Source organism: Burkholderia sp. BCC0044, from assembly GCF_902832955.1.
In the GTDB taxonomy this organism is placed as follows: Bacteria; Pseudomonadota; Gammaproteobacteria; order Burkholderiales; family Burkholderiaceae; genus Burkholderia.
In genome coordinates this window covers 724,078-750,243 of the sequence record NZ_CADFDO010000002.1, presented here as the reverse complement: position 1 = coordinate 750,243, position 26,166 = coordinate 724,078, and the positions used below count along the sequence as shown (strand labels likewise).

Annotated in this window: 22 protein-coding genes; 11 read left to right on the top strand and 11 right to left on the bottom strand. The window is 67.7% G+C overall.

Features of this window, described 5'->3' with window-relative positions; genetic code table 11:
* Positions 1-40: 40 nt before the first annotated feature.
* Positions 41-1,597 carry a 3-hydroxyacyl-CoA dehydrogenase gene (locus tag HWX14_RS11905; RefSeq protein WP_175882896.1) on the bottom strand — a complete coding sequence of 519 codons (1,557 nt, stop codon included), beginning with the start codon at positions 1,595-1,597 and terminating at the stop codon, positions 41-43.
* A 541-nt stretch (positions 1,598-2,138) separates the two neighbouring features.
* On the opposite strand from HWX14_RS11905, the gene HWX14_RS11900 reads away from it, so the two are divergent.
* Positions 2,139-3,227, top strand: coding sequence for an ionic transporter y4hA (locus tag HWX14_RS11900; RefSeq protein ID WP_175882895.1), 1,089 nt, complete (start codon positions 2,139-2,141; stop codon positions 3,225-3,227).
* Positions 3,228-3,317: 90 nt separating this feature from the next.
* Here the strand turns inward: HWX14_RS11900 and HWX14_RS11895 are convergent, their stop codons facing one another.
* The 6 genes from HWX14_RS11895 to HWX14_RS11870 all read right to left on the bottom strand — a co-directional run bounded on the left by HWX14_RS11895 (position 3,318) and on the right by HWX14_RS11870 (position 10,420).
* Positions 3,318-4,199: an amidohydrolase family protein gene (locus tag HWX14_RS11895; protein WP_175882894.1), complete on the bottom strand. Its 882-nt coding sequence runs from the start codon at positions 4,197-4,199 to the stop codon at positions 3,318-3,320.
* Positions 4,196-5,218 (bottom strand): hydroxyacid dehydrogenase, encoded by a 1,023-nt coding sequence (locus HWX14_RS11890; protein WP_175882893.1) that lies wholly within the window; start codon positions 5,216-5,218, stop codon positions 4,196-4,198. Before HWX14_RS11890 ends, HWX14_RS11895 begins: the two co-directional genes overlap by 4 nt.
* Positions 5,215-6,300: a LacI family DNA-binding transcriptional regulator gene (locus tag HWX14_RS11885; protein WP_175882892.1), complete on the bottom strand. Its 1,086-nt coding sequence runs from the start codon at positions 6,298-6,300 to the stop codon at positions 5,215-5,217. Before HWX14_RS11885 ends, HWX14_RS11890 begins: the two co-directional genes overlap by 4 nt.
* Before the next feature lie 8 nt (positions 6,301-6,308).
* Positions 6,309-8,195 carry a TRAP transporter large permease subunit gene (locus tag HWX14_RS11880; RefSeq protein WP_175882891.1) on the bottom strand — a complete coding sequence of 629 codons (1,887 nt, stop codon included), beginning with the start codon at positions 8,193-8,195 and terminating at the stop codon, positions 6,309-6,311.
* Between the two features lie 3 nt (positions 8,196-8,198).
* On the bottom strand, positions 8,199-9,230 hold the full coding sequence (locus HWX14_RS11875) for a TRAP transporter substrate-binding protein (RefSeq protein ID WP_074803086.1): 1,032 nt from the start codon (positions 9,228-9,230) through the stop codon (positions 8,199-8,201).
* A 281-nt stretch (positions 9,231-9,511) separates the two neighbouring features.
* Positions 9,512-10,420, bottom strand: a complete 909-nt coding sequence (locus HWX14_RS11870; protein WP_175882890.1) for a LysR substrate-binding domain-containing protein — start codon at positions 10,418-10,420, stop codon at positions 9,512-9,514.
* A gap of 113 nt (positions 10,421-10,533) precedes the next feature.
* On the opposite strand from HWX14_RS11870, the gene HWX14_RS11865 reads away from it, so the two are divergent.
* Complete coding sequence (locus HWX14_RS11865; protein WP_175882889.1) at positions 10,534-11,472, top strand: 2-hydroxyacid dehydrogenase; 939 nt, start codon at positions 10,534-10,536, stop codon at positions 11,470-11,472.
* A gap of 65 nt (positions 11,473-11,537) precedes the next feature.
* Positions 11,538-12,902, top strand: a complete 1,365-nt coding sequence (locus tag HWX14_RS11860; RefSeq protein WP_175882888.1) for an MFS transporter — start codon at positions 11,538-11,540, stop codon at positions 12,900-12,902.
* 27 nt (positions 12,903-12,929) lie between these two features.
* Here HWX14_RS11860 and HWX14_RS11855 read toward each other — a convergent pair whose 3' ends face one another.
* On the bottom strand, positions 12,930-13,898 hold the full coding sequence (locus HWX14_RS11855; protein ID WP_175882887.1) for a LysR family transcriptional regulator: 969 nt from the start codon (positions 13,896-13,898) through the stop codon (positions 12,930-12,932).
* A 360-nt stretch (positions 13,899-14,258) separates the two neighbouring features.
* On the opposite strand from HWX14_RS11855, the gene HWX14_RS11850 reads away from it, so the two are divergent.
* The 4 genes from HWX14_RS11850 to HWX14_RS11835 all read left to right on the top strand — a co-directional run bounded on the left by HWX14_RS11850 (position 14,259) and on the right by HWX14_RS11835 (position 18,588).
* Positions 14,259-15,431 carry an HPP family protein gene (locus HWX14_RS11850; protein ID WP_175882886.1) on the top strand — a complete coding sequence of 391 codons (1,173 nt, stop codon included), beginning with the start codon at positions 14,259-14,261 and terminating at the stop codon, positions 15,429-15,431.
* Positions 15,432-15,554: 123 nt separating this feature from the next.
* A complete protein-coding gene (locus tag HWX14_RS11845; RefSeq protein WP_069618045.1) occupies positions 15,555-15,968 on the top strand; it encodes a helix-turn-helix domain-containing protein in 414 nt (137 codons plus the stop codon).
* 20 nt (positions 15,969-15,988) lie between these two features.
* The gene (locus tag HWX14_RS11840; protein WP_175882885.1) at positions 15,989-17,776 is read left to right on the top strand and encodes a chloride channel protein; all 1,788 of its coding nucleotides are present in this window, start codon (positions 15,989-15,991) and stop codon (positions 17,774-17,776) included.
* 479 nt (positions 17,777-18,255) lie between these two features.
* Positions 18,256-18,588 carry a hypothetical protein gene (locus HWX14_RS11835; RefSeq protein WP_175883564.1) on the top strand — a complete coding sequence of 111 codons (333 nt, stop codon included), beginning with the start codon at positions 18,256-18,258 and terminating at the stop codon, positions 18,586-18,588.
* 98 nt (positions 18,589-18,686) lie between these two features.
* Here the strand turns inward: HWX14_RS11835 and HWX14_RS11830 are convergent, their stop codons facing one another.
* Entirely contained in the window at positions 18,687-19,007 is a 321-nt protein-coding gene (locus tag HWX14_RS11830; protein ID WP_040140021.1) for a pyrimidine/purine nucleoside phosphorylase, read from the bottom strand.
* Positions 19,008-19,180: 173 nt separating this feature from the next.
* Positions 19,181-20,083, bottom strand: coding sequence for a LysR substrate-binding domain-containing protein (locus tag HWX14_RS11825; protein WP_175882884.1), 903 nt, complete (start codon positions 20,081-20,083; stop codon positions 19,181-19,183).
* A 182-nt stretch (positions 20,084-20,265) separates the two neighbouring features.
* Here HWX14_RS11825 and HWX14_RS11820 point away from each other — a divergent pair, with 182 nt between their 5' ends.
* The 4 genes from HWX14_RS11820 (at position 20,266) to tssF (ending at position 25,888) form a co-directional block, all read left to right on the top strand.
* A complete protein-coding gene (locus tag HWX14_RS11820) occupies positions 20,266-21,450 on the top strand; it encodes a M20 aminoacylase family protein (RefSeq protein ID WP_175882883.1) in 1,185 nt (394 codons plus the stop codon).
* A gap of 43 nt (positions 21,451-21,493) precedes the next feature.
* Positions 21,494-22,819, top strand: coding sequence for an MFS transporter (locus HWX14_RS11815; protein WP_175882882.1), 1,326 nt, complete (start codon positions 21,494-21,496; stop codon positions 22,817-22,819).
* A gap of 239 nt (positions 22,820-23,058) precedes the next feature.
* Positions 23,059-23,601, top strand: coding sequence for a cysteine hydrolase family protein (locus HWX14_RS11810; RefSeq protein ID WP_175882881.1), 543 nt, complete (start codon positions 23,059-23,061; stop codon positions 23,599-23,601).
* Positions 23,602-24,091: 490 nt separating this feature from the next.
* Entirely contained in the window at positions 24,092-25,888 is a 1,797-nt protein-coding gene (tssF, locus tag HWX14_RS11805; RefSeq protein ID WP_175882880.1) for a type VI secretion system baseplate subunit TssF, read from the top strand.
* Between the two features lie 2 nt (positions 25,889-25,890).
* On the opposite strand, the gene HWX14_RS11800 is transcribed toward tssF, so the two are convergent.
* Positions 25,891-26,145 (bottom strand): PAAR domain-containing protein, encoded by a 255-nt coding sequence (locus HWX14_RS11800; protein WP_124699498.1) that lies wholly within the window; start codon positions 26,143-26,145, stop codon positions 25,891-25,893.
* Positions 26,146-26,166 lie beyond the last annotated feature (21 nt).

Genomic DNA, 26,166 nt, shown 5'->3' with positions numbered 1-26,166 from the left:
ATGGAGTGATGTCGTTGTCGTGTTCGAGGTGACGAGGCGGTCATGACCGGAACGTGCGGCCGGCCGCATGCAACGCGGCGATGCGCGGCGACACGCGATAGCGGTCCTCGCCGTAGCTCGCCGCCAGGTTCGACAGCACGCGATGCACGCGGCCGACGCCGATCGCATCGGCCCACGCGAGCGGGCCGCACGGGTAGTTCACGCCCTTCTCCATCGCGAGATCGAGATCGGCCGGCGAGCACACGCCCTGGTTGACCGTGTCGGCCGCTTCGTTCGCGAGCATCGCGACGGTGCGCATCGCGACCATGCCCGGCACGTCCGCGATGCCGACGACGCGAAAGCCCGCCTGCTGGAACAGGCCGACCGCATCCGCATACGCGGCGTCACTGCACTGGAGCGCGCGCGTCAGCGCGACGAGCCCCGCCTGCGCGTAATCGCGCGCCAGGTCGACGAGCACGAGATCCGCCACGCCCGTCTGGGCGGCACGCGCGGTGGCCGTGCGGCCGTCGGTCAGCGCGATCGACGCGCGGCCGGCCACGGCGAGCAGTTCGTCCGCATGCGCATCGTTGCGCCGCGCGTTCGCGATGCGTTCGGCGAAGCGCGCATGCAGCGCGGCGGTCGGGCCGTCCTGCGCGAACAGCACGACGTCGGTCGGCGCGGTGCGCGCAGGTTCGAGATCGGGCGCGGGCGGCGTCGCGCCGTCCGCATACGAATAGAAGCCGCGCCCCGACTTGCGCCCGAGGAAGCCCGCGTTCACGAGCTCCTGCTGAATCAGCGACGGCGTGTAGCGCGGATCGTTGAAGTACGCGCGGAACACCGACTCGGTCACCGCGAAATTCACGTCGTGGCCGATCAGGTCCATCAGCTCGAACGGTCCCATCCGGAACCCGCCGGCTTCGCGCATCACCGCGTCGATCGTGGCCGGCGCGCCGCCCTGCTCGTTCAGCACGCGCAGCGCCTCCGCGTAATACGGCCGCGCGACGCGGTTCACGATGAAGCCCGGCGTCGATTTCGCCATCACCGGCTGCTTGCCCCACGCGGCGGCGGTCGCATACAGCACCTGGGCGACCTCCGGCGCGGTCGCGAGCCCGCTGACCACCTCGACGAGCGCCATCAGCGGCGCCGGGTTGAAGAAATGCAGGCCGGCGACGCGCTGCGGCACGCGCAGCCCGGCCGCGATCGACGTGATCGAGATCGACGACGTGTTGGTCGCCAGCACGCACGCGTCGTCGACGTGACGTTCGAGCGTCGCGAAAATCTCGCGCTTCACGTCGAGCCGTTCGGCCGCCGCCTCGACGATCAGCGCGGCGCCCGCGAAATCGGCCAGCGCGCGCACCGCGCGGATCCGGTTGCCGGCCGCGTCGGCCTGCGCCGGTTCGAGCCGGCCCTTCTCCGCCAGCCGCGCGAACTGTGCGCGGATGCCGGCCAGCGCCTTGTCGCAGGCCGCTTCGTTCAGGTCGTACAGCAGCACCGGATGGCCGGCCGCCGCCGCGACCTGCGCGATGCCCGCGCCCATCGCGCCGGCGCCGATCACGCCGACGACGGCCGACGGCGCCAGCGCGCCCGAGTTCACCGAATGTGCAGAGGAAACAGCCATCGCTTGCAATCCGTCATCAAGTGGAAGTGCGAGCGATTATAAACCGACCGGTCGGTAGATTTATGTCAGGGCGAGCCCGAATATGTCGTGCAAGACACCGTTACGGAAGCTGCAACGACAAAAAATCGAAAGGCCGGGGCACTTTTTGTAAACCGAAAGGTCAACGTAAGGGTTCGAATATGAGATAGTGTCCCCCGAACGCCTGATAAAATTCGACAAATTGCCGGATTCCAGGGGGAAACGCGTGTTGCGCCGTCACCGCCGTCCATCGCTCCCTTTCGGGGTCGGATCGAGCCTCCGGCCCGCGCCTCGCCCCGTGCGCTTGTCTCGCCGTCCGCGGCAACCGTATCGAACCGTTTCATCCCGCGACGGGCTCCGGCCCGCCCGCGCCCCTCGCCGCCTCGCGGCAGCGAACCCAGGGCAGCGCCGTTGCGCGCTGCCACTCTTCGGTTTCATCGTTCTCGTTCGGCGGATAGCACGGCCGGGCTTCGTCAACCCGTGACGGCGCGTCGCGCGCCGCCACTCGCATAAGGAAACCCTCATGCCGCTCTCGTCCAACCAGCTCCCGCGCTGGACCCTCTGGGCCCCGCTTGCCGCGTGGCTGGTACTCGCGCTGTCGCGCGTCGTGCCGGCCGAAGGCCTCGTCATCGCGGTGTTCGCCGCCGCGCTCGCCGGCGCCGTGTTCGCCGCCGTCCACCATGCGGAAGTCGTCGCGCACCGCGTCGGCGAACCGTTCGGCACGCTCGTGCTCGCGGTCGCCGTGACCGTCATCGAAGTCGCGCTGATCGTGTCGGTGATGCTCGGCGCGGGCCCGGAGAAATCGGGCCTCGCCCGCGACACCGTGTTCGCCGCCGTGATGATCATCTGCAACGGCATCGTCGGCATCTGCCTGCTGGTCGGCGCATGGAAACACGGCGAACAGGACTTCCAGGGGCGCGGCGCGAGCAAGGCGCTCGCGGTGCTCGCGTCGCTGTCGGTGCTGTCGCTCGTGATGCCGAACTACCTGAGCGCCGCGCCGGGCCCGTTCTTCTCGAAATCGCAGCTCGCGTTCGCCGGCGTCGCATCGCTCGTGCTGTACGGCGCATTCGTGTTCGTGCAGACCGTGCGCCACCGCGACTACTTCCTCGCCGCGCACGACAGCGCGAACGAAGCGGTGCACGCGGCGGCGCCGAGCAACCGCACCGCGATCGTCAGCATGGTGCTGCTGTTCGCGAGCCTCGTTGCGGTCGTGCTGCTCGCGAAGCTGTTGTCGCCAGCCGTCGAGCATGCGGTGCTGAAGCTCGGCGCGCCCGAAGCCGCGGTCGGCATCGTGATCGCCGCGCTCGTGCTGCTGCCCGAAGGGCTCGCGGCCGTCACCGCCGCGCGTGCGAACCGGCTGCAGACCAGCATGAACCTCGCGCTCGGGTCGGCGCTCGCGAGCATCGGCCTCACGATCCCGACCGTCGCGGCCGTGTTCATTTGGGTCGGCCAGCCGCTCACGCTCGGGATCGGCGCGATGGAAACGGTGCTGCTGGCGCTCACGCTGCTGGTCAGCACGCTCACGCTGAGCCAGGGGCGCACGACGGTGCTGCACGGCGTCGTGCACGTCGCGCTGTTCGCTGCCTATCTGTTCCTGTCGTTCACCCACTGACGTCCCGCTGCGCGCGGCCCGGCGAATGCTCTCCGCCGGGCCGCGCGCACGTCTTCAAGTCTCCTCCCTCTGCCTCGCTTCACGCCACCGTTACCGGACGGGGGCGATGGCGTATGACGTGGCGGTTTCGCGCTGCGTGTCCGCGGGAAATCCATAAAGCGCAGCCGCGTTGTCGACCAGGATCGCGCGGGCAATCGCGTCGTCGGCCGCACAATCGTGCAGCCAGCCGAGCAGGCGCGCATCGTCGGGCGGCGGCGACGCGTTCGGATGCGGCCAGTTGCTGCCCCATACGCAGCGCGCCGAATGGCCACGCGCGAGCACGGCGGCAAGCCGCCCGACATCGTCGTAGCCCGGTGCGCCGGATCGCGACGTCTCGTACGGCGCGGACAGCTTCACCCATGCGTGGCCGCGATCGAGCAGGCGCCGCAGCGCAAGGAAGGACGGCGCATCCGGCGCGACGGGCGTCAGGAACTTGCCCGTGTGATCGATGACGATACGCGCCGGCAGCCGCGACAGCGTCGGTTCGATCTCGCCCAGCGTGCGGCCGTCGAACTGCAGGTCGATATGCCAGCCGAGCGGCGCGATCCGCGCGGACATCCGCTCCAGATCGCGCCATTGCGCGGTGCCGCCCGCCAGCATCATGAAGCGCACGCCGCGCATGCCGGCAGCATGCAGACGTTCCAGCTCGGCATCCGGCACGTCGACCGGCACCGTCGCGACGCCGCGGGCCTGCGGGCCCAGTGCGGCCAAGGCGTCGAGCGTGCATCGGTTGTCGAAGCCATAGCCGGTCGGCTGCACGACGACCACACGCGTGAGGCCGAGCGCCTGCTGCATGCGCCGATAGGCAGCCACCGGCGCATGGGGCGGTCGAAACGTCGCCGTCGGCGCGAGCGGATACGCATCGTCGTAGATGTGGATATGGCAATCGCACGCGTTGGCGAACCGCGTGCCGCCCGCCTCGTCGCGCGTCATCGCCCGCCCCGTGCGACGGACGCATGCGATGCGCGCCAGCGCGCGAGCCGCGTCGCCTGCGCGGCGTTGACCGCGCCGGTCGGCACGCGCCCGTCGAGCAACGCGGCGAGCTGGTCGACCGTCTCCAGCGCCTGATGCTCGATCGCCGGCAGCGTCAGGCCGCCGATGTGCGGGGTCGCGATGACGCGCGGATGCGCGGCCAGCGCGGGGGTGGGCATCTGGTCCGCCGCGCGGCCGACGTCGAGCGCGCAACCGGCCAGCCGCCCGCTGGCGAGTGCGTCGGCCAGCGCCTGTTCGTCGACGAGTTCGCCGCGCGACGCATTGATGAAGCACGCGCCCGGCTTCATCGCGGCGAATGCCGCCGCATCGATCAGGTTCGCGGTGGCCGGCGTGGCCGGCGCAAGGCAGACGACGAAATCCGCGTCGCGCAGCAACGTGGCGAAGTCGACCTGTTCGAGCGACGGCGTGTCGACTCGCACGTATGGATCGCTGACGAGCACGCGCATGCCGAGCGCCGTCGCGACCGGGGCGAGATGGCGCGCGATCTGCCCGTAGCCGATCAGGCCGAGCGTGCTGCCGCGCAATTCTCGCCCCATCCGGGGCACCGGCGCCGCGCCGCGGTGGTACGCGTTCGCGTAGCCGCCGATCCCGCGCGCGAGATCGATCATCGCGCCGACGACCCACTCGGCGACGGCCGGGCCGAAGCCGGGGCTCGCCTGCGTGACCAGCACGCCGAACGCGCTCGCCGCGGCGACGTCGACCGTCCGGATGTCGACCGCGCAACGCAGGAACGCGGCGAGGGCCGGCAGCCCCGCGAACAGCGCGCGAGGCGCCGGCGTCTGCCGATACGCGATGATCGCATCGCATCCCTGCGCGGCGGCAATCAGCTCGTCCGTGCCGAGTTCGCGATCGTGCGGGTTGCAGGTGACGTCCGCGATCGCGCGCAGCGCGCGCAACGCGCTGGCGCCGAAGTAGTGGTCGATCATCCCGGTCGGATGCGTGACGTAGACGCGCGTCATGCGTGCCCCCCGCTCATGCCGGCCGCCTGCGTCGGCGGCGGCGCCACCGACGCGCGCTCCACGAGCGTCACGTCCGCGAACACGCGTTGCCCGGATGCGGACGGCGCGTCGCCCTCCTGCCGCATCACGCGCCGCACCATCTCGGCGGCCATTTCGGTGACGGGCAGTTGCACCGTGGTGAGCGCCGGCCACGAGATCGCCGACAGGAAATGACCGTCCATCCCGATGACGGAGACATCGTCCGGCACCCGCAAGCCGCCGTCGCGCAGCCCGGCCATCAGGCCGAGCGCGAACAGGTCGTTGACCGCGACGATGCCGGTCGGCCGCGCCGGATCGGCCGCGAGCTCGACGCCGAGCGCACGCCCGACATCGACGATCACCGAGTCGCCGTATTCGTTCGCGGGGCCGCCGTCGAGCACGCGCGCCTGGGTGGCGCCGCCTGCCTCGCTCGCCACGGCGAGAAAGCCGCGGATCTTGTCGCTGCGACTCACGGTGATACCGGCCACCGTCGCGAACGCGAGCCGCGTATGGCCCGCTTCGACGAGCCGGCGCGTCGCGAGCCGCGCGGCCGCCTCGTTGTCGGCCGTCACGTGATCGACCTTCGACTGCTCGCCGGGTGTCGCGCGACGGTCGTAGCTGACGACCGTCATCCCGCGCTCGGCCGCGCGCTCGAGGTGGCTTTCATCGGCGAGCGACGAGATCACGATCACGCGCCGCACGCCGTGCGCGTACAGATCGTCGAAGAACGACGCCTCCTTGCGCGCATCGCGGTACGTGTTGCCGATCAGCACGCGATGGCCATACCGCTCCTGCGCGCAGGCCTCGATCTCGCGTGCGATGTAGCCGTACATCGGGTTCGCCATCGACGGCACCAGCAGCCCGACGAGCGGCGTCTGCCCCGTCTTGAGCTGGCGCGCGAGCGTGCTCGGCCGGTACTGCAGCGCGTCCATCGCCGCCTTCACGCGTTCGAGCGTTTCCGGCTTCATCTGATCGGTGCGTCCGTTGAGCACGTTCGAAACCGTGCTGACCGAAACGGCCGCATGACGGGCCACATCCTGAATCGTACTCATGTCGTCTTGCATGGAACGGGCTACAGGCCGAAATGGGCCGGCAGCCACAACGAAAACGCCGGTGCGAAGATCAGCGCCACGAGGGCAGCGAACAGCACCAGCAGATATTTCACCATCGGCCGGGCCACGCGCCCGACCTCGGTGCCCGTGATCGCGCAGGTCGTGAACAGCCCGAGCCCGACCGGCGGCGCGAACAACCCGAACCCCATCGCCACCACCACGACCGTGCCGAAATGCAGCGGGTTGATACCGAGCTGCAGCGCGATCGGCGCGAGCAGCGGCCCGAAGATGATCAGCGCGGGCGCGCCTTCGAGCACGGCGCCGAACACGATCATCAGCAGCGCCGACAGCAGCAGGAACATCGTCGCGCCGTATTGATGGGCAAACGCCGTCATTGTGCCCGAGACGAGGGCCGGAATCTGCTCGATCGACAGCGCGAACGACACGCTCGACGCCGCGGCCACGATGAACAGGATACCGCTCGCCATCGACGCGGCGCGCACGAACACGCGGCCGACCGAGCGCCACGTCAGTTCGCGAAACGCGAGCCAGCCCACGACGAGCGCGTAGACCACCGCGAACGCGGACACTTCGGTCGACGTCGCGATCCCAGACGTCACGCCCTTGCCGATCATCGCGACCATGACCAGCGCGACGAGCGCGCCGCCCGCGAGCAGCAGCCACGCGCGACGCTCGCCGAACACCCCGGCCACGTCGATCTTGCGCCCGGTGATCACCGTCACGACCGCGAGCGACGCGGCCAGCACGGCCGCCGGCACGATCCCCGCGACGAACAGCCCGGCGATCGAGATGTTCGCGACGAAGCCCATGATGATCATGTTCACGCACGGCGGAATCGTCTCGGCCATCACCGCGCTGCACGCGAGCAGCGCGGCGGTTTCGTTCGGGTCCTGCCGCGCGCGGCGCACCGCCGGCATCACGACGCCGCCCACCGCCGCGATATCGGCCAGTTTCGAGCCCGACACGCCGGAAAAGCACGCCGTCGCGAAGATCACGATCAGGCCGAGCCCGCCCCGCACGCGCCCGAAGATCCGCAGCAGCAGCTCGACGAGCCGCGCGGACATCCCGTTGGTCTCCATCAGCAGCCCCGCCAGCACGAAGAACGGCACCGCGAGCAGCACGAAGTGATCGGCCCCGGCCATCACCTGTTGCGAGTAGACGAGCAGCGGCAGCGTCGGATCGGCGAGGAAATACAGCAGCGCCGAAAACGCCAGCACGAATCCGATCGGCACGCCGAGCACCAGCCCGCCGACGAAACCCGCGACCAGCAGCGTGCCGGGCGCGACCGCATGCGCGGGCCACAGCGCGTTCCAGCCGTACACGGCGCCCGCGAGCGCCTCGCAGCACAGGAACGTGCCGATCACCCGGCCGCGCGGCGCGTTCAGCGCATTGGCGAGCGCGAATACCGTCATGAACAGCGCGCCGAACATCATCGGATACCCGTTGATCCAGCCCGGCAGGCCGCCCGTCGTCAACTGGTCGTACGAATCCGTGAGCAACTGGCACGACGACACCAGCAGGTTCAGCGCAACCGCCGCCACGATCCAGTGGCCGACCTGGATCAGCGCGCCCTGCCAGCGTGCCGGCAGCCGGCCGCGAAACACGTCGATGCCGACATGCTGGCTGCGCCCCAGCACCGTCGCCGCGCCGAAGAACACCAGCACGATCATCAGCGCGCTGGCCACTTCCTCGGCCCAGTCGACCGGGTCGTGGAGGAAATAGCGGAACACGACCGACACGAACACGACCAGCACGTCGACGGCGAGCACCACGGCCGACAGATACTCGAGCCAGCGCAGCGCCGCATCCAGCACGCGGGCGACGCGATGCGCCGGCTGGCCGGCAGCGGGAGCCGGCGCGGCGCCCGACACGGAGTGCATGTCCATCGCTCACCCCCGCGCGGCGGCAATCGCCGGAAAGAGCGGCGCGGTGGCCGGATATTGCTTCGCGAACGCCACATACAGGCGGTCTTGCATCGTCTGCCGCAGCGCCGCGCGCTCGCCATCGGCCAGCGGGTAAAACGCCATGCCGCGCTGCTTCAGCGCCTGCTCCGCCTGCGCGGCCTTCTGCGCGGCAATCGCGCGCTGCTGCACGGTCGCGTCGGCCACCGCGCGGTCGAAGGCCGGCCGCAGATTGGCCGGAATCCGGTCGAGCGCACGCCGCCCCATCACGACGGTCATCGCCGCGAACACGTGGCGCGATTGCCAGCACGACTTCACGATCTCGTCGAAGCGGCTCGCGAGCACCGTGGCGGGATCGTGTTCGAGACCGTCGACGACGCCCGTCTGCACGGCCATGTACAGCTCGCCGAACGGAATCGGCGTCGGCACCGCGCCCATCGCCTTGAAGGTGTCCATGAACGCGGGCGTCGGCAGCACGCGCAGCTTCGTCCCCTTCAGGCCGGACAGCGCCGTCACCGGCTGCTTCGTGAACACGCAGCGCCCGCCGAAATGCGAGCCCCAGGTCAGCACCGAGCATCCCGCGCGCTTTTGCAGCAGCGCGTTCAGGCTCGTGCCGACCGGGCCGTCGAGCGCCTTCGCGACGTGCGCGTAGCTGTCGAACAGGTAGCCGAGATCGAGCATCCCGAGCTCCGGCGCGACCGTGGCCCAGATCGACGAGCCCGCGATCATCATGTCGATCGCGCCGATCTTGACCTGCTGCACGACGTCGCTTTCCTTGCCGAGCTGGCTGTTCGGAAAGTAGTCGACCCGGATCGCGTCGCCCACGCTCGCCTTCAGGTTCGCGGCGAGACGCTCGTACCACACGTAGTGCGCGGCGTTCTGGTCGGCCGGCATCGACGACGAGCAGCGCAGCGTGACGACCGGCTGCTGCGCGCGCACGCTTTCCGGCAAGCCGCCCGCGGCCGCGAGCGTGGCGGCGGACACCGTTTGCAGAAAGCGCCGCCGGGTGTAGGTATTCATGAGTCGTCTCCTGTGCGAGTGCGTCTCGCGACGCGACTGTATCGATTTAGTGTATCGATACAGTATTACGACGACCGATGAGGAAAAATGGGGGTTTCCCCGTGTTCGAGATGAAAAATCCGCAGGGTACGCGCCGCGTTTCAGGTGAAATTCGTATGAAAATTCGCCGTTTTTCTATGTATTCCCGAGGCGCCGAAAAAATTCGGGATCGTGTTTGCAATCATCAGACGACCGACTTTGCGCGGTATGCGGCAGGTTGCTCGCGTAAGCAAGCACCGTCGCTAAACACCCGGATCGTCCGTGCTCTCGGTCAGAAACCGCTCGACCATTGCGTTGAATACCGGCAGCGCCGGATTGTCGTTGTCCGCGCGCCACGCGAGATACAACTCGGCCGCCACGTTGACGCCCGCCAGCGGCCGGAACACCACGCCGTCCACGTGTAGCTCGCGCGCCGACGCCGGCACCAGCGCCGCGCCGAGCCCCGCGCGCACGAGGCCGAGGATCGTATGCGTCTGGCCAACGTAGTGCAGGTAGTTCGGCAGCCGCCCGGCGCTCGCGAACATCCCCGAGATCATGTCGTGGAAATACTTGCCCTCGTTCGGCGAATACGCGATGAACGGCTGCCGGTCGAGCTCGTCCGGACCGATCTGCTCGTAGGCCGCGAGCGGCGCGCCTTGCGCGACCGCGACGAGCATCGGTTCGCGCTGCACGAGCCGGTATTCGAGCGGCTGGCGCGCGGCGCGCTGGCGCACGAAACCCGCGTCGAGCATCCGCGACGCGAGCGCATCGATCTGCACGGTCGACACCATTTCGCGCAATTCGACGTCGACGTCCGGCAACGCATGGGCCGCATGCGCGAGCAGTACCGGAATCATCCGGTACGCACTGACGGCCGTGAAACCGAGCGTGATGCGCCCGGCCCCGCCGTGCGCGACGCGCTGCGCGGCCTGCTCGGCCCGCGCGGAAAATTCGAGGATGTGCCGCGCGTCGCGCAGGAAGCGCTCGCCGGCCGCGGTCAGGCTGACCTGCCGGCTGCTGCGCTCGAGCAGCGCGATGCCGAGCGCATGCTCGAGCAACTGGATTTGCCGGCTGAGCGGCGGCTGGGTCATGAAGAGCCGCCTGGCCGCGCGGCCGAAATGCAGCTCTTCGGCAACCGCGACGAAGCAGCGAAGCTGGTGCAGTTCAATCATTCAATTCTTGAATCAATCGATAGTCTTTTGATGTTAGACCGATATCGATGCGATTTCTATACTCGGTTCCACCTGATGCGCAGCCCGCGCCGCGCACGACGACCGAGACCTTCATGACCATCGACATCCTGCTGACCCAGCCGCTCCCCGACACCATCGACGCCGAACTGTCCGCCCGTTACACCGTGCACCGGCTGTATGCGGCCGCGCAGCCGGACGCGCTGCTCGATCGCGTGGCCCCGCGCATTCGCGGCGTCGTGACCGGCGGCGCGAACGGCCTGTCCGCCGCGCTGATGGACCGGCTCGGCGCGCTCGAGATCATCGCGATCAGCGGCATCGGCACCGACGCGGTCGATCTCGATCGCGCGCGGGCGCGCGGCATCCACGTGACGACGACGCCCGACGTGCTGACCGACGACGTCGCCGACATGGCGCTCGGGCTGATCCTGATGACGCTGCGCGACCTCGGCGCCGGCGAGCGGATCGTGCGCGCCGGCCGCTGGGGCAAGACGGCCCAGCCGCTTGCGACGCAGGTCACGGGCAAGCGGCTCGGCATCGTCGGGCTCGGCCGCGTCGGGCGCGCGATCGCGCAGCGCGCGCAGGCGTTCCGGATGCCCGTCAGTTACTTCGGCCCGCGCGAGCATCGCGACGGCGGCTATCGCTTCGTGCCCGACCTCGCCGCGCTCGCGCGCGACAGCGACGTGCTCGTGATCGCGGCCTCGGCCGATCACGGCAACGTGCTCGTGACGGCCGACGTGCTCGCCGCGCTCGGCCCCAAAGGATTCCTGATCAATGTCGCGCGCGGCAAGCTGGTCGACGAAGCCGCGCTCGTCCGTGCGCTCGCCGACGGCACGATCGCCGGCGCCGGCCTCGACGTGTTCGCGAACGAACCGCACGTGCCGGCCGCGCTGCTCGAACTCGACCGCGTCGTCGTGCAGCCGCACCGCGCGAGCGCCACGCACGAAACGCGCGAGGAAATGGGCCGCATCGTGCTCGCGAACCTCGCCGCGTGCTTCGCAGGCCAGCGCCCGCCGACCAGCGTCACGCGCTGAGCGCGGCACGCCCCTTCCCGTTACAACACCAGATGCCTTCGCACGACGAAGGCCAGGAGACACGCATGCCCAATCGATCCAGCGGCGCTGCCGTCGCCGCATCGCCCGCCGCGTCGCGCACGACCGGCCGCGTCCGTTATGCGGTGCTCGCACTGATTTTCGCGGTCACCGTCGTCAACTATGCGGACCGCGCGACGATGTCGATCGCCGGCACCGGCGTCGCGCACGACCTCGGGCTCACGCCCGTGCAACTCGGCGTCGTCTTTTCGGCGTTCGCGTGGGCCTATGCGATCGGCCAGATTCCGGGCGGCTGGCTGCTCGACCGCTTCGGCGCGCGGCGCGTGTACGGCCTGAGCCTGTTGCTGTGGTCGGTCTTCACGATGCTGCAAGGCACGGTCGGCGAGTTCGCGGTGCAGGGCGCGGCCGCGACGCTCGCGCTGTTCGTGATGCGCTTCATGCTCGGCCTCGTCGAATCGCCGGCGTTCCCGGCCAATTCGCGGATCGTCGCCTGCTGGTTCCCGACGGCCGAACGCGGCACCGCGTCGGCGCTGTTCAATTCCGCGCAATACATGGCCGTCGTGCTGTTCACGCCGGCGATGGCGTGGCTCACGCATGCGCTCGGCTGGGAGCACGTGTTCCTGTGGATGGGATTGCTCGGCATCGCGCTCGCGGTACTGTGGTTCGCGTGGTATCGCGAGCCGCACGGCCACCCGCGCATAACCGACGCGGAGCGCGACTACCTGCGTGCGCACGGCGCGCTCGTCGATCTCGAGGCGAACCGCGTGCGCGAGCGGCCGCGCGTGTCGTGGCACGACGCGTCGCAACTGTTTCGTCACCGGAACCTGTGGGCAATCTACATCGGCCAGTACTGCATCACGGCGCTCACCTACTTCTTCATCACGTGGTTCCCGATCTACCTGATCAAGGGGCGCGGGATGACGATCATGGAAGCCGGCTGGGTCGCCGCGCTGCCGGCGATCTGCGGCTTCACGGGCGGCGTGCTCGGCGGCGTGCTGTCGGACTGGCTGATCCGGCGCGGCATGCATCCGTCGCGGGCGCGCAAGACGCCGTTCGTCGCGGGGATGGCGATGGCGACGCTGCTCGTGCTCGCGAACGGCGCATCGTCGAACGCGGTCGTGATCGCGCTGATGACGATCGCGTTCTTCGGCAAGGGGCTCGCGGCGGTCGGCTGGGCCGTGCTCGCCGACACGGCGCCGGCAGGCATGGTCGGGCTGAGCGGCGGCGTGTTCAACGGGCTCGGCAACGTCGCGGGGATCGTCACGCCGCTCGTGATCGGCTACTTCGTCGCCAGCACGGGTTCGTTCGCCGGCGCGTTGTGGTTCGTCGCCGCGCACGGGCTGATCGGCATTGCTGCGTACGTATGGCTCGCGGGCCGCTTCGAACGGATCCGCATCGCGCCGGCCGCATGAACGTCGCGGCGGCGCGCACGCGCATCGTTACGCGCGCTGGCGGCCGGCCGCTAAGCGCTCCGTCGTCAGCCGGTCGAGTTCGCGCAGATCGTTCTCCAGCGCGGGCGTGAGCGTCGTGCGCAGGTGATCGAGGAAGGTGCGGATCTTCGCATCGAGATACCGGCGCGTCGCGTAGACCGCATAGACGCTCACCGTCTGCAGCCGGTATTCGGGCAGCACGCGGATCAGGCGCCCTTCGCGGATATCGTCGAGCACCGTATACAGCGCCACGCACGCGATCCCGCGGCCGGCACGCACCGCGACGCACAGCGCGTCGGGCACGTTGACCTGGAACGGCGCCGGCTGCAGCGCGTACACAGTCTCCTCGCCGTCGCTGCGCTCGAGCCGCCATTCGCCGGCCGGCGACGCCGGCGTGTCGAGGCGCAGGCACACGTGGTTCGGCAGCTCGTCGGGCGTCTGCGGCGTGCCGTGCCGCGCCAGGTATTCGCGCGACGCGACGAGCACGCTGCAGCTCGTGCCGCAGGTCTGCGCGACATAACCCGAATCGGGCAACTGCGACGCGGTCACGATCGACACGTCATAACCCTCTTCGACGAGATTCGGCATCCGCTGCGCCAGCGTCAGCTCGACCGACACGTCGGGATTGTCCTCCTGGTAGCGGACGATCGACGATACGACATGGCTCTGCCCCAGCCCCGTCATCGCATGGATGCGCATCTTGCCGCTCGGCCGCAGCAGCGCGTTGCGCGCCTCCGCGTTCGCGTAGTCGAGTTCCGCGAGGATCGATTTCGCGCGCTCGAAATAGCGCTCGCCGCTTTCGGTCAGGCCGAGGTGGCGCGTCGTGCGATGCAGCAGGCGCGTCTGTACGTGCGCTTCGAGGTTCGAAACCGCGCGCGACACCTGCGCGGTGGTCGCGTCGATTTCCTTCGCGACCGCCGTAAAACTGCCGGCTTCGACGACGCGCACGAACAGGCGCATGTTTTCGAGCATGTCCATTGAATTGGCTTGGGGAGAGTCAGTGGGGAGGCGTCGGCGGCGCTCGCGTCAGAGGGGCAACGGAACGCGGCCGCGAACCACGTCGAATCGATCACCGTGCCGGGGAGAAGGCGGGAGAGCGGGCATCGCGGACGGGGTTCTGGCATGACGGGGGAATGGATTGCGCCGAATTGTACGCCGCTGCAGACAAATTTGCGCGGTTATGCGCGCGCAAGCGCTCATTCGATGAAAGGCTTTTGCAAGACTTGCGCGTCGCGCGCGTGCAACGGCGTGATGCGGCGCGGCAATTTGTATCACAACACGATATAATTCGATGCTTGTCGCCGCGCCCCTGCGCCGTCCTTTTACCGCTTCCCATCCATGTCGTCAGGCCCCTCCCCGTCGCGCCGCACGTTGCGGCAATGGCTGCACAGCTTCCTTCCCCATCCGATGACCCTCGGCTGGCGCGAGCGCCTGCGCTCGTGCACCGGCGCGCTCGTGGGCATTGCGACGGTCGGCGTCACGATGCGGCTGTTGCCCGGCGTGCCGGGCCTCGTGCCGCTGCTCGTCGCGCCGATGGGTGCGTCGGCCGTGCTGCTGTTCGCGGTGCCGGCGAGCCCGCTCGCGCAGCCCTGGTCGATCGTCGGCGGCAATCTCGTCGCGGCGACGGTCGGCGTCGCGTGCGCGCAATGGATCGCCGATCCGATCACGGCCGCCGCGGTCGCGATCGCGTGCGCGATCGGCGGCATGTTCGCGCTGCGCTGCGTACACCCGCCGTCGGGCGCCGTCGCGCTCACGGCCGTGGTCGGCGGCCCGGCGATCCATTCGCTCGGCTTCGGCTTCGTGCTGCAGCCGATCGCGCTGCAGTCGGCGATCCTGCTGTCGGCCGCGCTCGTCTATCACGCGCTGACCGGGCACCGCTACCCGCACGGCGGCGTGCGTCCCGAAGCGAAACCGCAGGCCGGCGCCGCGCCGGCGCGCGGCGGCTTCACGCGCGGCGACCTCGATGCGGTACTGAAGCGCCGCAGCGAATGGCTCGACGTCGATCCGGACGATCTCGAAACGCTGCTGCGCGAAACCGAGATGCAGGCTTATGCGCGCACGTTCGGCCAGCTCAAGTGCGCGGACCTGATGACGAAACATGCGATCGAAGTCGCGCCGTCGACGTCGGTCGCGGCCGCGCTCACGCTGCTCGACCGCCACCGCGTGAAGGCGCTGCCCGTGGTCGACGGCGAAGGCCGCCTGATCGGCATCGTCACGCGCGCCGACCTCACGCGCCCGCCGCGCCGCCCGACTCCACTGTGGCAGCGCCTGTCCGCGCGGCTGCCGCAATCGTTCGGCGGCCAGCCCGCGAGTGTCGCGTCCGTGATGACGCACGACGTCGCATCGGTGCCGGAAACGATGCCGATCACCGCGCTCGTGCCGCTGTTCACGCATTCGGGCCACCACCATATTCCGGTCGTCGATGCGTCGCACCGGCTCGTCGGCATCATGACGCAGACGGATCTCGTCACGGGCCTTTATCAGCAGACCCAAATGCTCGATGCCGCGTAGCGCGCATCACGCTACGTCACCGCCCGCGAAACACATCATGCAAGCATCCCGCCCGATTTCGGCCATTTATATCACGTTGTGATATATTAATCGTCACCGCAACCGACTGCCCGAATGACCTCGATGACCGATACCCGCCGCGCACTGACGAAAAGCGATTTCCAGCAACTGTCCGAGTTCCGCTACCAGATGCGTCGCTTCGAGCGCTTCTCCGAACGCGCCGCGCAAAGCGAAGGCGTGACGCCGCTGCAATACCTGCTGCTGCTGCACATCAAGGGCTATCCGCATCGCGAATGGGCGACCATCGGCGAACTCGCGGAACGCCTGCAGGCGCAGCACCACGGCGTCGTGGCGCTGGTGACGCGCTGCGAAGCGCTTGGGCTCGTGAAGCGCAAGCCGAGCGAAGCCGATCGCCGCCAGGTCGAAGTCCACCTCGAGCCGGCCGGCGAAACGCTGCTTGCCCGTCTCGCGGCCATGCATCGTGCCGAGCTGAAGTCGCTCAAGGGCACGTTCCAGGTTCCCCAGATCGATTACTGACCCTTGCTCTTGCCACTCCGATGAACGCCCCACACAAACGCGATTTCTCGACCAACGAACGCCTGCCCAGGATCGCATTGCTTGCCGCCGGGATCGGCCTCGTCAGCACGCTTGCCGCGTTCGTGCTGTTGAGCCTGATCCACCTGTTCACGAACCTGTTCTTCTTCCAGCAGTTCTCGTTCGCCGATCGTTCGCCTGCGAACAACACGCTCGGCGCATGGGTGATCGTGGTCCCGGTGATCGGCGCGCTGATCGTCGGCTTGATGGCGCGTTTCGGTTCGGAGAAGATCCGCGGCCACGGCATTCCCGAGGCGATCGAGGCGATCCTGTTCGGCAAGAGCCGCATGTCGCCGAAGGTCGCGATCCTCAAGCCGCTGTCGTCCGGCGTCGTGATCGGCAGCGGCGGCCCGTTCGGCGCCGAAGGCCCGATCATCATGACGGGCGGCGCGCTCGGCTCGCTGATCGCGCAATGCGTGCACGTGACCGCCGCCGAGCGCAAGACGCTGCTCGTCGCCGGTGCGGCCGCCGGCATGACGGCCGTGTTCGGCACGCCGGTGGCCGCCGTGCTGCTCGCGGTCGAACTGCTGCTGTTCGAATGGCGTCCGCGCAGTTTCCTGCCAGTCGCGCTCGCGTGCGCGGTGGCCGGTTTCGCACGCGCGGTGTTCTTCGGCGTCGATCCGCTGTTTCCGCTGACGACGGCCGCGCCGACGCCCGTCGCGCTGCTGTCGTGCATCGTCGCGGGCCTGCTGTCGGGCATGCTCGCGTGCGGCCTGTCGGCCGCGCTCTACCGCGTCGAAGACACCTTCGCGAAGCTCCCCGTGCACTGGATGTGGTGGCCGGCGCTCGGCGCGATCGTGATCGGCGTCGGCGGCTGGCTCGAGCCGCGCGCGCTCGGCGTCGGCTACGACGTGATCGGCGACCTGCTGCACCAGCACATCGCGCTGAAGATCGCGCTCGCGCTGTTGATCGTGAAGGCCGTGATGTGGGTGATCGCGCTCGGCTCCGGCACGTCGGGCGGCGTGCTCGCCCCGCTGCTGATGCTCGGCGCCGGCCTCGGCACCGTGCTGTCGCCGGTGTTGCCGGGCGGCGATCCGGCGCTGTGGCCGCTCGTGTGCATGGCCGCGACGCTCGGCGCGACACTCGGCGCCCCGCTCACCGCGATCGTGTTCGCGTTCGGCCTCACGCACGACGCCAATGCGCTGCTGCCGCTGCTCGCAGCGACGCTCGTCGCGCACGGCTTCGCGACCGTCGTGATGAAGCGCTCGATCATGACGGAAAAGATCGCGCGTCGCGGCTATCACATCTATCGCGAATACGGCGTCGATCCGCTCGAGCGGCATGACGTCGGCGAAGTGATGACGTCGGCCGATCTGCTCGTCGCGATCGACGGCGCGGCGACGCTCGACACCGTCGAAGCGCAATACTTCGGCGCGAAGCAGACGCACCGCGCGTATCCGGTCGTGCAGAACGGCCGCCTGCTCGGCCTCGTCGACCGCGCGACGCTCGATGCGCAGCGCGCGCAGGCCGGCGCCGACACGCCGATCTCGGCCGCGTTCGCCAGCCACGCACCGGCCGTCGCGCTCGCGCACGAAACGTGCCGCGTCGTCGCGTCGCGCCTCGCGATGCTCGGCCTCGAACGCTTGCCGGTCGTCGCCGACGAGCAATCGCTGCGCATCACCGGCATCGTGTCGCGCAGCGACCTGATCAAGCCCGCGCTCCAGCACTTCGACGACGAACAGAAACGCGAGCGCTTCCGTCCGGTCGTCCCGGTCAACCTGCGCGACGCCGGTTCGCGCAAAGCCGGCTGACACACCCCGCGTGCGCGGCGCCCGGCCGCGCACCGTTTCCCCGCCTCACGTCGTTGCACGATGCGGCGCGCCCGTCGCGCGCTGCATCGCCTGCCGCTTTCCTCCGTTTGAAGTTGGTTAACAATTCGGTAGACGAAAGTTTGTCATCATGGTGTTCATGCGACGGGGCCATCCATCAGCCATTCCACTTCGTCATCAGATAAAGAGTCGCGGCGCGGCATGCGCAGATGCCGCCCGCCGCGGCCGTCTCCTCACCACACCACGACCGGTCAGCGCGTCGACCGCGCCACGCATGACGTCGAGCCGTACACGACGCATGCCGCGCCGCAACAATGCGTGCAGCATCCGAGCCGCCATTTGGCAAGCGCGTTAACAACTTGTTTCGGAATGGTTGGAACCGTGCTTGTACGATCGAATCTCACTTGCACGCAGCCCTGCTGCGCATCCCACTCAATCAATCACGACTCGAGGGAGATAACGTGAACGTGAAATACTTACCGCTCATCGCATTGACCGTGGCAATTTCTGCTCATGCCGCCGAACCTGCCGTGCAGAACGTGGGACAAAGCCAGAAAGATGCGCCCGACGTCTCGGCGTGCATCGCCAAGACCTGGGCCGACAAGTCGCAACAACAGGTGATCTCGCAGAACGTGCTGGCCAACGGCCTCGCGACCGACGTGTACGCACCGGGCCAGCAGCCGCCGAACGGCGCCGCCGCGATGGTTCGTCCGTCGTTGAAGCCGGGTGCGAAAACGTGGGTCGGCGTGCGCGGCGACGCAGCGTCCGCCGGCGACATCAACGCCTGCCTGTAACGCAGTAACGAGAACAGGCGCTTCGGATGGCCTTGCGCCATCCGCTTGCGACCAGCCCCGCTTCGGCGGGGCTTTTTCTTTGCGGCGCGGGAAGCGCGTTACAGGTAGCTGCAGACGTAGTCGAGCGTCTCGATCACTTCGATGTCGAAGCGGCTCTTGCCCGGCACCGAGAACGATTCGCCGGCGCCGTAGGTCTGCCATTCGCTGCTGCCGTCGAGCTTCACGCGGCACTTGCCGGCCTGCACTTCCATCAATTCGGGCGCATCCGTGCCGAAGTTGAGCGCGCACGGCAGGATCACGCCGAGCGTCTTGCGCGTGCCGTCCGGGAAGAGCACGGTATGCGACACGCACTTGCCGTCGAAATAGACGTTCGCGCGCTTGACGACCGATACGTTGTCGAATTGGGTTGCACTGGTCATGTGATGCCTCTGATTGCTGGATGCCGGATGGCGATGGGGTTGAAAACCGGCCGGAGCGGCGGGCCGGCCGCTATGATACCGGCTCGCGCAAGGTGCGCCGGAATGGCGCGCGGCCGGCGCATGCCGGCGTCGTGATCGTCAGGATCACTACGTGATCCATACGGGGCGCATGCTCACCTCAATCCCTTGCGTCGCGCGGAATCGCGCAGGCAGTCGAGCAGCATCGCCGCGGCCGGCGTCAGCGGGCTGTCGCGGCGCGTGACGACCTGCACCGATACGCCCGGCAAGCGCTCGCGGATCGGCAGCACCGCGAGCTGATCGCGCGCCCACTCGCCTTGCAGCAATTGCTCGGGCATCGACGCGATCAGGTCGCAACCGGTCATCAGGCTGTGCGCGAGACCGAAGCTCGGGCATTCGACGACGCGCGCCGGCACCGGCAGCCCGTGCGCGACGAACGAGTTGAACAGCACCTGCGTGGAGCTTTCCGGCGACGGGTTCATCAGCCAGTCGGCCTCGACGAGATCGGCGAGCGACGTGGCCGACGCGAGCGGATGCCCTTTGCGCGCGACGATCAGCGAGCGGCTCGCGTAGAGCTCCGCATGATCGAACTCGGCCGCCAGCAGCTCCGGCACGACGACGGCCACCGCGAAATCGAGCGAACCGTCGTGCAGGCGCGGCAGCGCAACGCCCGGAAACCCTTCGACCAGATTGACGCGTGCGACCGGAAAGCGGCGCCGGAACGCGCGAAACGCGTCGGGCAGGATCGTCACCGCCGCCGCCGGCGTGATCGCCGCCGAGACCGAACCCGTCATCGCGCCCTGTGCCTGCTCGATGTCGTCGCGGGCGCGCTGCATTTCGGCGACGATCAGCCGCGCGCGCACCTGCAGTTGCTGGCCGAACGCGGTGAGTTGCACGCCGCGCGCGGTGCGCACGACGAGCGATACGCCGAGCGCGATCTCCAGCTCCTTGACCGCCTTCGTCAGCGCTGCCGGCGACACGTTCAGACGCCGCGCGGCCGCGCGAATGCTCCCTTCCTCCGCGGCGGTGACGAACGCTTTCAGCTGATGGTATTTCATGGCCGCAATGTGTGATCCGGGGAAACCCTGTGCGCCGCGCCGCGCAGTGGTTCAGGGTATTCCCCAGCGGCAACCGACGGTGTGCACCAAAGCAATTTAGCAGCTTCTGGTACCCAAAAGAAATTTATATGCTTGGTCGTCATATGCGCGTCAAACGCCCCACCAGCCGCACTGGAGAGACCATGCTGCAAGCCGTGAACCCCGTCATCCCCGGCATCGCCGCGATCGCCCCCGAGCTCGTCGAGGTGCGCCGCCGCATCCACGCCCATCCGGAACTTGCATTCGAAGAGACGCTCACGAGCGACCTCGTCGCCGAGCTACTTACCGGCTGGGGCTACGACGTGCATCGCGGTATCGGCAAGACGGGCGTGGTCGGCGTGCTGCGCGAAGGGCAAGGCACGCGCGCGGTCGGGCTGCGCGCCGACATGGACGCGCTGCCGCTCGCGGAAACCACGGGCCTGCCGTACGCAAGCCGCCATGCGAACAAGATGCATGCATGCGGCCACGACGGCCACACCGCGATGCTGCTGTGCGCGGCGCGCCACCTCGCGGCCACGCGCCGGTTCTCCGGCACGCTGAACCTGATCTTCCAGCCGGCCGAGGAAAACTTCGGCGGCGCGAAGGCAATGATGGACGACGGCCTGTTCGACCGCTTCCCGTGCGACGCGATCTTCGCGATCCACAACATGCCGGGCCGCGCGGCCGGCGACATGGCGTTCCGCACCGGCGCCGCGATGGCGTCGGCCGACCGCGTGACGATCACGCTGCGCGGCGTCGGCGGCCACGGCGCGATGCCGCATTTCGCACGCGATCCGATGTCGGCCGCGGGCAGCATCATGGTCGCGCTGCAGACGATCGTCGCGCGCGAGGTCGATGCGCAGCATGCGGCCGTGATCACTGTCGGCAGCGTGCAGGCCGGCGAGACCTTCAACATCATTCCCGAAACCGTCGTGATGAAACTGTCGGTGCGCGCGCTGAACGCCGACGTGCGCGCACTGCTCGCGCGCCGCATCGAAGCGCTCGTGAAAGGCCAGGCGGAAAGCTTCGGCGTCACCGCGGAAGTCGACTACGACTACGGCTACCCGGTGCTCGTCAATCACGCGGAACCGACCGCGTTCGCGGCCGACATCGCGCGCCAGATGCTCGGCGCGGAACGCGTCGAAACCGACGCCGCGCCGCTGATGGGCAGCGAGGATTTCGCGTTCATGCTCGAGGCGCGCCCCGGCTGCTATGCGTTCATCGGCAACGGGATCGGCAGCAAGGGCGGCTGCATGGTGCACAACCCCGGCTACGACTTCAACGACGACATCCTCGCGATCGGCGCGAGCTACTGGGTGCGCGTCGCCGAAGCCTGGCTCGCGGCCTGACGGTCCCACTCCACGCAGTTTCGCGCTTAACGGGAAGAACCCCATGGAAACGTCCGCCCTTCCGTACGCCGGCACGCCCGTCGATGCCCGCGCCGCCGCAAAGAAACGCCGGCTGATCGCGGCCGCCGCCGTCGGCAACGCGCTCGAGTTCTACGACTTCACGGTCTACAGCTTCTTCGCGATCCTGATCGGCAAGCTGTTCTTTCCCGTACATTCTTCATTCGGACAACTGATGCTCGCGGTCGCGAGCTTCGGTGTCGGCTTCGTCACGCGTCCGCTCGGCGGGCTCGTGATCGGCATGTATGCAGACCGCGCCGGCCGCAAGAAGGCGATGATCCTCACGCTGCTGCTGATGGCGCTCGGCACCGCGACGATCGCGGTCGCGCCGACCTTCGCGCAGATCGGCCTCGCCGCGCCGCTGCTGCTGGTGCTCGCGCGGCTGCTGCAGGGGTTCGCGTCGGGCGGCGAAGTCGGTGCATCGACGACATTGCTGCTCGAACAGGCGCCGCAGCATCGTCGCGGCTTCTATGCGTCGTTCCAGTTCTCGAGCCAGGGGCTCGCCGCGCTCGCCGGCGCGCTGACCGGCGTCGCGCTGACGTCGACGCTAAGCGCCGCGCAACTCGAAAGCTGGGGGTGGCGCGTGCCGTTCATCATCGGCACGCTGTTCGTGCCGCTCGGCTACTGGCTGCGCCGCACCGTCGAGGAAGTCCCGGCGGCGGTGCCCTCGCCCGCCGCCGCGCACGACGAACCGGTCGCGTCGCTGCCGCTCGCCGACGTGCTGCGCCATCACGGCAAGGCCGTGTTCGCAGGCCTCGGCGTGACGATCGGCGGCACGTCGATCCACTACATCATCGTGTTCTACATGGCGATCTACGGTGTGCAGGTGCTGCACCTGCCGACGTGGCTGTCGATGACGGCCGGCTGCGTCGCCGGTGCGATCCTGATGCTCGTGACGCCGATCGGTGGCCACCTGTCGGACGTGTACGGACGCAACCGGATCGTCTGGTGGACGCGCATCGTGCTGATGGCCGCGATCTACCCGGCGTTCATCGCGCTGAACCGCTGGCCGGGCGCCACGTCGCTGCTGTCGATCATCGCTGCGCTGTCGATCGTGCATGCGATCAACATCGGTGCGACAGGGGCAATGCTCGGCGAGCTGTTTCCGCGGGCCGTGCGTGCGACGGGCGGTGCGCTCGTGTATAGCGTCGGCGTCGCGATCTTCGGCGGCTTCGCGCAGTTCTTCGTCACGTGGCTGATCGCGGCGACCGGGAATCCGAATGCGCCGGCGTGGTACGCGATCGGGTGTGGCTTGTTCACACTGCTCGCGATTCGCTGCATGGACGAGAAGGCCGGGAAGGCGCTGGATTGAGCGGTGGCCGGTACGCGGTACGTGGAGCGTCATTGACGTTGCGCGCACACATCGGGCATCATCGGCCAATGCACAACGCCACGATCACCCTTTCGACGACCACGCGCACGACCGCCTTCGGCGGGCCCGTGCGGCGAGTGCGCGCAAGATCGTAGCGTCACCGATTCCCACAGGCCCCGCCGGTTCCGGACGGGGTCTTTTCGTTTCTCCGTCTGCATCGGCCACTCAGGAGAAACACCATGTCCGAAGCCCCTTCCCCGAAACGCGCGCTGCTCGTGATCGACATGCAGGTCGGGCTGTTTCATGGTCCCGATCGTCCGCATGACGGCGAACGCGTGCTGGCCAATATCAACCGGCTGATTCGTCGCGCGCATGAAGCCGGTGCGCCCGTGTTCGCGGTGCGTCACACCGGCCCGGCCGGCTCGCCGACCGCGCCCGACGCACCGCTGGCCGCGCTGCTCCCGGAGCTTGCGATCGATACCGCACGCGACATCGTGTTCGACAAGACTCGCCCGAGTTGCTTCGCAGGCACGCGACTCGCCGAGTGGTTGCATGCGGCCGGTATCGGCGAGATCGTGATTGCGGGGATGAAGACGCAGTACTGCGTCGATACGACGTGCCGCGCGGCCGGCGATCTCGGCTTTCGCGCGGTGCTCGTTGCGGATGCGCATACCTGCATGGATACGCCCGCGCTGGCAGCCGAGCGGATCGTCGCGCATCACAATGCGACGCTTGGCGGACCGTTTGCGACGCTGACGACGACCGAGGCGTGCGTGTTCTGATACACGGCATGCCGATCGGACTGCGGTACGCGAGTGCGCGCGTTGCAATAGCGTCAGTGCCGAGCACGCACATCATCGCGTGCCCCGACGAGTCGTGCGACGCATCACCGCCGTCTAGACCCTCGACGCCTTTCGCAAGATACCTCACTGGCCCCGCCGGTTCCGGACGGGGTCTTTCCGCGGCGGCTACCGTCCCGACTTTACCTCGACAAGCCGCCCCTCGAAGTTCACATTGCGAAACATATTCACGCCGAGATTGAGGAAACCTCGGCTGACGCAAAGATCCATCAATATCGGTTACTGAATATCAATTGCATGCGAACGTAAGCGGCTTTTTCCCGCCGTCGTGCAGTTGCCGTAATCTCATCAGACTCATATTTGGGCGTCGGACTATTGGGCTGCGGGAACTCGGAGAATGAAGATTCGACTACGATGACCGTTGGACAATACGACGCACGTCGTGACCTGCAGAGGCCTTACGACGTTGGATATGCACGACAAGCTGCGCGGCTACTATGAACAGGAACTGGCGAAGCTGGAAGATCAGTTCGCAACCTTCTCCAACGACTATCCACGAATTGCGGCCCGCCTGAGCTTTACAGGCGGACAGACGGACGACCCACACGTCCAGCGGATGATGCAGGCGTTCGCGTTGATTGCAGCCGAAATCCGGGCCAACCTGGACGACGGCGCACCGAAGTTCACGGAAGCGTTGCTTCATGTCTTGCATCCGCACTACTTGCGACTGTTCCCTTCATGTTCGATCGCTCGCTTCGATCCGATCAAAGAATTACCGAACAAGCCGACCGTCTTGCCGCGTGGCATGCAGCTCACGTCGCGCGGCGGGGAAGTTCGCTTTCGAACCGCTTATGACGTAACGCTTGCGCCGATCCGCATCGCAAACGCTCGATTCTCGCGCAGCACCGTCGCACCGGCACAAGTCGCATTGCCGCCGAACACAACCAGCTTCATTTCCATCACGATCGAATCGACGGGCGCCACCGCGCCGCTCGGAGCAGTTTTGCCCGACACGCTGCGCGTCCACTTCGCCGGAGAACGCCAGACAGTCGTCGCGCTGCTGGATACGGTCCTGCTGCGCGTCCGGGGCGCATACGTCGAAGGGGACGACAGCGGACGATGGATGCCAATTGCGAGGATACCGGTCACACCGGTCGGGTTCGGCCCGGCCGACATATTGCTGCCGCCGTCCCGAACCTCACCGCTCGTTCAACCGCTGCTCGAACACGTCGGATTTCCGGACAAGTTCGATTTCCTCGATATTCATTTACACCGATTTCTTCCGCCCGCCCAAATGGACCGCGCGAGGCGCGTCATCCTGCATCTCGCAATTGAGGGCGTACACTCCGATTCGCGCATCGCGCAGGCACTCGCCCCGTTATCGGCGGACAACCTCCGGTTGTTCTGTACGCCAATCGTGAATCTGTTTGCGCAAGCGGGCGTCAAGTCGTCACGCGGCGAAATCGTCGCGGACTATCCCCTCGTGCCGAAGCCGAATCGCCCGGCCATGCGCGGCATCTATTCGATTGACGCGGTTCGCGATCCGTCCGACGGGACCGATATTCCACCGCTGAACGCGTGGAAAGCGGGAACCGGCGAACGGTTCTGGCTCGCGCGTCACGATCCCTACGCGGCAACCCATTACCCCGGACGTGAAACGTCGCTTGTGCTGCTGCGCGCGGATGGGACGGCGGCGGCGAAGACGCCGATGCAATTGAGTGCCGACCTCACGTGCACAAATCGCCACTGGCCGTCGCGGATGCGGATCGGTTCGCCCAAGGGCGATTTAAAAAACGAAAACGATCAAGTGCCTTGCAGGATTACCCTGTTGAAACAGCCGACACCGACCTATAGCGCATCCCGTGAGACGGAAGCGCAGTGGCGCGTGATTGCGCTGACGACGGCGAACCTGACGCAGTTGACCCGTGAGGGGTGGCCGGACTTCGTGAAGCTCCTGCGCCAGCTTGCGCCGAGCGACCGACGCGCCGAACACGTCGGCGGGATTTCGTTCGTAAAGCGAAACGTCGTCGAACGATTACTGGCGATCAAGCCGCATTCAGCCCTTGTGAGAGGCTTCGAAATCGTGATGGCGGCAGACGAGAACGCGTTCATTGAAAACAGCATGGGCGCGCTGATCCTTCAGCTCGACCTCTACCTGTCGCGCTACGCGCCCGCCAACAGCTTTACGCAGCTTGTCGTGCTATCGAAGAACGACGGCTCCCTGATCGTGCGGTGCCCGATGCGGCCGGGCACCGCGCCGCTGTTGTAGCGTTACACGAGGCTCGAAATCAGGTGACAACCGCATGTAGCACGATGGCCGTGTCGCGCAATCGAAATGCCGTTGTCCTTCATCGAGTCGTCGCCTTCCTCTATGACATTCGGCGACACGTCGGGATGCTGCGGACACGACACCCGGTCGCCTTTGCGCGCGACGTAGCGGCCATCGAATTTCATAGTCGATGAACCCGTTTCGACTTTGCCGCCATGGTCGGTATCGTCGCCAACTCGAATAATATTGATCGACATATTTTTGCACTCAATCCAGAC